Origin of the sequence: Arthrobacter sp. CAL618 (assembly GCF_000468215.1) — a bacterium.
Classification (GTDB): Bacteria; Actinomycetota; Actinomycetes; order Actinomycetales; family Micrococcaceae; genus Arthrobacter_D.
The window spans coordinates 4,505-10,658 of the sequence record NZ_ASZW01000060.1; the positions used below are offsets into that span (position 1 = coordinate 4,505).

Consider the following 6,154-nt stretch of genomic DNA (forward strand, 5'->3'; position numbering starts at 1 on the left):
CCCGAGCCGCGGCTGCAACTTCATCCCGTCACGGCTGATGGCCTCGGCATTGCCCAGGATGATCGTGTGGTCGTCACGAGTGAGAACGGCGAAGCCCACGCTCTGGCCGATCTGACGGCCGACATCCGGCAGGACACAGTGTTCCTCGCGTTCCACTACGCGGAGGCAGGCAGCGCGAACCGACTCACGGGCAGCGCGACCGACCCCATCTCCGGCATGCCGGAGTTCAAGACAACCCCGGTACGAGTAGCGGCTCTGTCCGCCCACCCGTCCCGGTCATTGGCAGACAAGCTGGAGGTCAACGCATGAGTAACCCTGAGTCCGGTGCTCCGGAGCGGATTGTCATCGTGGGTTTCGGCCCGGTCGCGGCCCGGCTCGTTGAACATCTTGAGCCTCTCGTCGCCGCTGGAAAGGTCGCCGTAACGATCATCGGCCAGGAGAAGGAGGCCGCCTACAACCGGGTGCTCGTCGCCGATGTGGCCGTCGGCCGTAGCCGTGAGGCAGCCATCGGGTTGGCCGACCCGGCGGCGTTGATGGCCCTGGGCGTCGATGTTCGTCTCGACACCCGGGTAGCTCAGGTGGACCGCCCCGCCCGGCAGGTACTGCTCGACGACGGAGAGGTGATCACCTATCACCGGCTGGTTTTCGCGACCGGTTCGCGCCCCATCCTGCCGTGCCTCGAGGGCATGGACGACGGCGGATCACAGGCGTTACCCGCAGGGGTCGGTTTCCTGCGCGACCTCGACGATGCCCGCGCCGTGGCAACCGCTCTGGCCTCCCGGGAACGCATCGTGGTGCTGGGCGGCGGTATCCTCGGCATCGAGGCGGCGATTGCCGCCGCCGAGGAGGGCGGCCGGGTCACCCTCGTGCATCATGGCCGCTCCCCGATGGAACGGCTTCTGGGTGAAGGGGCTTTGGTTCTCGCGGCGGCGCTGCGTAACGCAGGCATCGCCGTCGTCGCCGGCACCTCGACCGGGGTACACCTCGCGGACGGCCGATTCGCTGGCCTGGACCTCGCGGACGGGACGAGGATCGACGGTGGCAGACTGGTCCTCGCGTGTGGTGTGCGGCCGCGGACCGAACTCGCCGAGGAGTGTGGCCTCGACGTCGCCGATGGCGTGCTGGTCGATCACACGTTGCGCGCGGTCAATGCGGAGGGTATCTGGGCGATCGGGGATTGCGCCGAGGTGCGCTGCCGGGACAGTTCCTGCCCCGCCTGCACGGAGGACACCGCCCCGCAGGGGCTGATCGGTCCCGGCTGGCAGCAGGCGGACTACCTCGGCATGGCGTGGGCTGCTGAATTCGCTGGTGTTCCAGCCTCCGTTGTCGGGCTTCCCGAGCGACGCGACGCCGTCCTGGTGTTGAAGGCCCGCGGCGTGGACGCCGTGACGGCGGGCGAGACGGACGCGGATCCCTGGGCCGTTCAGCCGGGGCTGGCCGTGGCCGTCTGGGCAGACCCGGGGCACGGACGCTACGTGAAAATGGTTACCCGCGACGGTGTCCTGACGGGTCTGGTCTGCGTGGGGATGCCACGAACCGGCGCGGAACTGGTCCTGCTTTTTGAACGCGGTAGTGAGCTCCCGGCCGACCGCTCCAGCCTGCTGCGGCTCGACAGCGCCGAGGGAGTTGTGGCGGCGATTCCTTCCGGACCCGACGCGACACTCTGCCGTTGTGCGGGCGTCACCCGGGGCGCGGTGGCGGATTCAGTGGTGAACGGCTGCACGTCTGTCCCCGATGTCTCGGCCAGCACCAGGGCGGGAACGGGATGCGGGGGATGCCACGAAGACATCAAGGCCGTGATCGAGCAGCACTTCGCCGTGGCGGTCTAGATGTGTAACCGGTACCCGCGTTTGACCACTGTTTCGATCAGGGCAGGATCGGGCAGGGATTTCCGCAGGCGGTTCACATTCATGTCCAGTGCGTGGCTGGCGCCGGTTCGGGCCAGGAGTTCCACCAGGGCGTCACGGCCGAGGACAGCACCTCGCGCGGAAACGAGGGCCTTGAAGAGGACGAGTTGCGCCGGGGCGAGGTCCACCTCCACCTCATCCACCCGGACGGCCCGGCCCCGCACCTCGACGCACCCGGACGAGGTGCTCAGCTGTTCCACGTAATTTTCCGAAAGGTGGTCGCAGACCAGGCGGATCAGTGCACCCATCCGGAAGCGTTCCGGCACGAGCGGCTCAATTCCCGCCTCGATCAGCGGCTGCGCGGTGACCGGTCCCACGGCGGCAGTCAGGACGGTGGTGCGAAATCGCTGCACCAGTTCCGCCTGAAGGCCCTGCTCCGCGGCCGTGCTGAACAAGGCGTCAACGGCCGGCGCGCTGGTGAAGGTTACACAATCCAGCTGGCCGGTGCAGATCGCCTCAATCAGGCGGGGCAACCGTTCGGATCCCTCGGGTTTAACCCAGCGATAGGGCGTGACCGTCAGCAGGGTAGCGCCGGCGGCCTGCAGCCGGTCCAGCTGATGGGCGTCGGCATACGCGTGCAGTTGAACGCCAATGGTCAGTCCCGAGAGATCCTGCTCCAGCAACTGGTCGACGAGGGTCGCCGTGGTCTCATCGGAACTGATGCCCTCGTCATCCAGCCCCGCTGCGCGCACCGCTCCCCTGGCTTTGGGCCCGCGGACGTAGATACGGCCATCCCCCAGCACCTCAAGGAGGTCGTCGCCCAGCCCGGCGGCGTCCGCGGCCTCGAACCAGCGGCGCATCCCGTAGGCGGTTGTGATGATGAACAGGTCGGGGCGCGCGGCCACCATGGCTGCGGTGTCCGTCAGTAACGCCAAATCCTCAGCGATCGGAGCGATCTTCAGCGCCGGGGCATGGAACACCGTAGCGCCGCGTCGTTCGAGGGCATCGATGAGGTCACCCGAGCGGCGGTCGGAGGTCACCCCGATGCGGAAGCCCGCGAGTTGTTTGCTGGCTCCATCCATGCGGATCGCCCCGGTCACGATGCCAGGGATTCGGTCAGGTGCGCCAGGTGCGCGGCGCCGCCCTGCAGTTCGAGTCCGACACGCACCACCTCACCGATCACAAGGACTGCGGGTGACTGGCACCGGCTGACGCCAGCGGCCGTGACGATCGTCGAGAGGGTACCCGCCGTCGTCCGCTGGGATGGGCTATACCCGCGTTCGACGACGGCTACCGGCATGTCCTGCCGCATTCCGGCCCGGCCGAGTCCGGCCACCAGCTGCGGAAGCGTCGAGACCCCCATGAGGACCACAATCGTGCCGCCCAGCCCCGCGAGATGCTCATGTTCCTCATCAGTCAAGGGAGCGTGCCCGGACACCACAGTGAACAGGTGGCTGACCCCGCGATGTGTGACCGGGATGCCCGCGGCGGCGGGCACCGAAATCGCCGAGCTCACGCCGGGGACCACCCGGCACAGGATCTGCGCCTCAAGGCAGGCCGCCAGCTCTTCGCTGCCGCGCCCAAACACGAAAGGGTCGCCGCCCTTTAACCGGACCACGTGCCGTCCCGCACGGGCACGACTGACGAGGAGGTCGTTGATCTCGGTCTGCGGCACCCGGTGATGACCTGGCAGTTTCCCGACGTCGAGCAGTTCCGCGGCCGGAGCAAACTCGGCGAGGGCCTCGGCGGGAGCCAGCCGGTCGTACAGCACCACGTCGGCCTCCCGGAGGGCTGCCGCGGCGTCGAGCGTCAGCAGCCCCAACGTGCCGGGTCCACCACCGATCAAAGTCACATGGCCGGTATCCGACGGTGCTGCCTCCCGGGTGAGGAGCGCGCCAGCGCTGCGGCACCGCCCCCGGAGTGCATCGCCGCACGGGTTCGGGCCAGCGGTGGGCGCCGCGGCTGCGGGCGCCCCTTCGACGACAACGACGAGTGCAACACCGTCGAGCACGGGTGCTGTGCAGTCGCCAGGATTGGGATACCGCTCGACGACGGCACCCGCGGACCGGTACCGCGCGAGGGCCCGGCGGGCGGCCCGCTCACTTCCGATGACCACCACGCGGCGTCCAGACAGATCAATATCGAGATGCACGGCTCAGCCCTCCACGGTTTCTGCTGCGGCGCGGACGGGGATCTCCGCCCCGAGGTTGACGCGTCCTGCGCCGGCCTCAATCTCTGCCGGGGTGGCCGGGCGCCGCTGGCCGCGCTCCTCGACGAGGACGATCGACTGGTCTGCGGCGTCCGGCGCGTTGACGAAGGACCTGAAACGCCGGAGCCGGTCAGGGTTGTTAAGCGTCGCCGCCCACTCGTCTTCGTAGTGCTCCACATGGCGGGCCATCGCGGTTTCGAGGTCGGCGGCGATGCCGAGGGAATCGTTGATGACGACGTCGCGCACGTGCTCGAGACCGCCGTCGAGATCGTCCATCCAGCGGGCAGTCCGCTGCATGCGGTCCGCGGTGCGAATGTAGTACATGAGGTAACGGTCGATGTACTGGATCAACGTTGCGTCGTCGAGGTCCTGGGCGAGCAATTGGGCGTGGGCGGGCTGGAAGCCGCCGTTGCCGCCGACGTAGAGGTTCCACCCCTGGTCGGTCGCAATGACACCCACGTCCTTGCCGCGGGCTTCGGCGCACTCGCGGGCGCACCCGGAGACCCCCATCTTGAACTTGTGCGGCGCCCGCAGCCCGCGGTACCGGAGTTCGAGGTTGATCGCCATGGCCACCGAGTCCTGCACCCCGAACCGGCACCAGGTGGACCCGACGCAGGACTTCACGTTCCGCAGGGCCTTGCCGTAGGCTTGCCCGGACTCGAACCCCGCCTCCACGAGGATCTTCCAGATCTCCGGTAGCTGCTCCAGCCGGGCCCCAAACAGGTCGATCCGCAGGGCGCCGGTGAGCTTGACGTACAGACCGAACTGCTCGGCGACCTGCGCGATGACGGCGAGCTTTTGCGGCGTGATTTCTCCGCCGGGAATCCGCGGCACCACCGAGTAGGTGCCGTTACGCTGCATGTTGGCGAGTGCACGGTCGTTGGTGTCCTGCAGGGTGCCGCGGCCACCGTCGAGCACGTACTCCCCGCGCTGTGTGGCGAGGATGGAACCGATGGCCGGTTTGCAGATGTCGCAGCCGTGCCCGGTTTTCGCCTCGTCGGTCGCCCCAAAGCGGAGGATGATGTCCTGGAAAGACGCCAGATCAAGAGCCTGGATGGCTTCGAACAGCTCGGGCCGCGACATCGCGAAATGTTCGCAGATGCCCTTCGAAACGGTACGGCCCGCCTTGGTGAGCTCGGCGTCGAGCAGCTTTTTGAGCATTGGCACGCAGGATCCGCACTGGGTTCCTGCACGGGAACACGCTTTGAGTGAGGGCATGTCCAGCGCTGGGTCGGTCGCCTCACCGTTGGCGTCCAGGCCGTGCACCGCTGAGCGGCACGTCCCTGCGGTGATGTTGTTGCAGGAGCAGAGGACGACGTCGTCGGGCAGCTCCGACGGTGGGGCGTCGCCCGTGCCGGCCGAGGAAAGATAGGCGCCCGGCTCGGCGGGGAGTTCGCGGCCGAGCAGCGGCCGTAGCGCCGAGTAGGGTGCCGCGTCCCCTACGAAGATGCCGCCGAGCAGGGTCCGGGCATCGTCGGTGACCACGAGCTTCTGGTAGAGACCCCGGGCAGGGTCGGCGTAAACAATTTCGAGGCTGCCTTCCGACTCCGCGAGCGCGTCCCCGAAACTCGCGACCTCGACGCCGGAGAGCTTCAGCTTGGTGGCGGTGTCGAAACCGGGGAAGGTGGACAGCCCGCCCAGGATGCCGTCCGCGCAGACCTCGGCCATCGCGTTCGCTGGCGCGACCAGCCCCATGCTGACCCCCTCGTAGCTCGCCACCTCACCGATCGCCCAGACTCCAGGCCGGGCCGTCTTGCAGGCGTCGCTGATGACGATTCCGCCGCGGGGTGCCACGTCGAGGCCGGCCTCCCGAGCAAGCTCATCACGGGGCCGGATGCCGACTGAGAAAACCACGAGATCGGCGGGGAGGGCGGTGCCGTCGCTCAGGGTCACGCCGGTGACGCGACCGTCGTCGGTGGTGATGCCGGTCGGCGCGCCACCGCAGTTGATCCCCAACCCCTTTCCCGCGATGAGGCGACCGAGCGCCTGGCCCCCGCCCTGATCGAGTTGCGCGTTCATCAGCCACCCCGCCCTGTTGACGACGGTCGACTCAGCGCCGAGTTGCTGGAGGCCTCCCGCAGCTTCAAGGCCGAGAAGG

Annotated in this window: 5 protein-coding genes; 2 read left to right on the forward strand and 3 right to left on the reverse strand. The window is 68.2% G+C overall.

What is annotated here, in order from left to right; all coding sequences use genetic code 11:
- Positions 1-309 (forward strand): molybdopterin dinucleotide binding domain-containing protein (locus K728_RS23030; RefSeq protein WP_443110915.1); only part of this gene is annotated, 309 nt, incomplete at its 5' end.
- Positions 306-1,829 (forward strand): FAD-dependent oxidoreductase, encoded by a 1,524-nt coding sequence (locus K728_RS0103735; protein WP_024475896.1) that lies wholly within the window; start codon positions 306-308, stop codon positions 1,827-1,829. The genes K728_RS23030 and K728_RS0103735, both read left to right, overlap by 4 nt.
- On the opposite strand, the gene K728_RS0103740 is transcribed toward K728_RS0103735, so the two are convergent.
- From K728_RS0103740 to nirB, 3 genes are all read right to left on the reverse strand, one after another.
- On the reverse strand, positions 1,826-2,929 hold the full coding sequence (locus K728_RS0103740; protein ID WP_083850981.1) for a uroporphyrinogen-III synthase: 1,104 nt from the start codon (positions 2,927-2,929) through the stop codon (positions 1,826-1,828). The genes K728_RS0103735 and K728_RS0103740 overlap by 4 nt on opposite strands.
- A gap of 14 nt (positions 2,930-2,943) precedes the next feature.
- The gene (gene cobA, locus K728_RS0103745) at positions 2,944-3,999 is read right to left on the reverse strand and encodes a uroporphyrinogen-III C-methyltransferase (RefSeq protein WP_024475897.1); all 1,056 of its coding nucleotides are present in this window, start codon (positions 3,997-3,999) and stop codon (positions 2,944-2,946) included.
- A 3-nt stretch (positions 4,000-4,002) separates the two neighbouring features.
- On the reverse strand, positions 4,003-6,154 hold a 2,152-nt coding region (gene nirB, locus K728_RS0103750; RefSeq protein WP_024475898.1), incomplete at its 5' end, for a nitrite reductase large subunit NirB.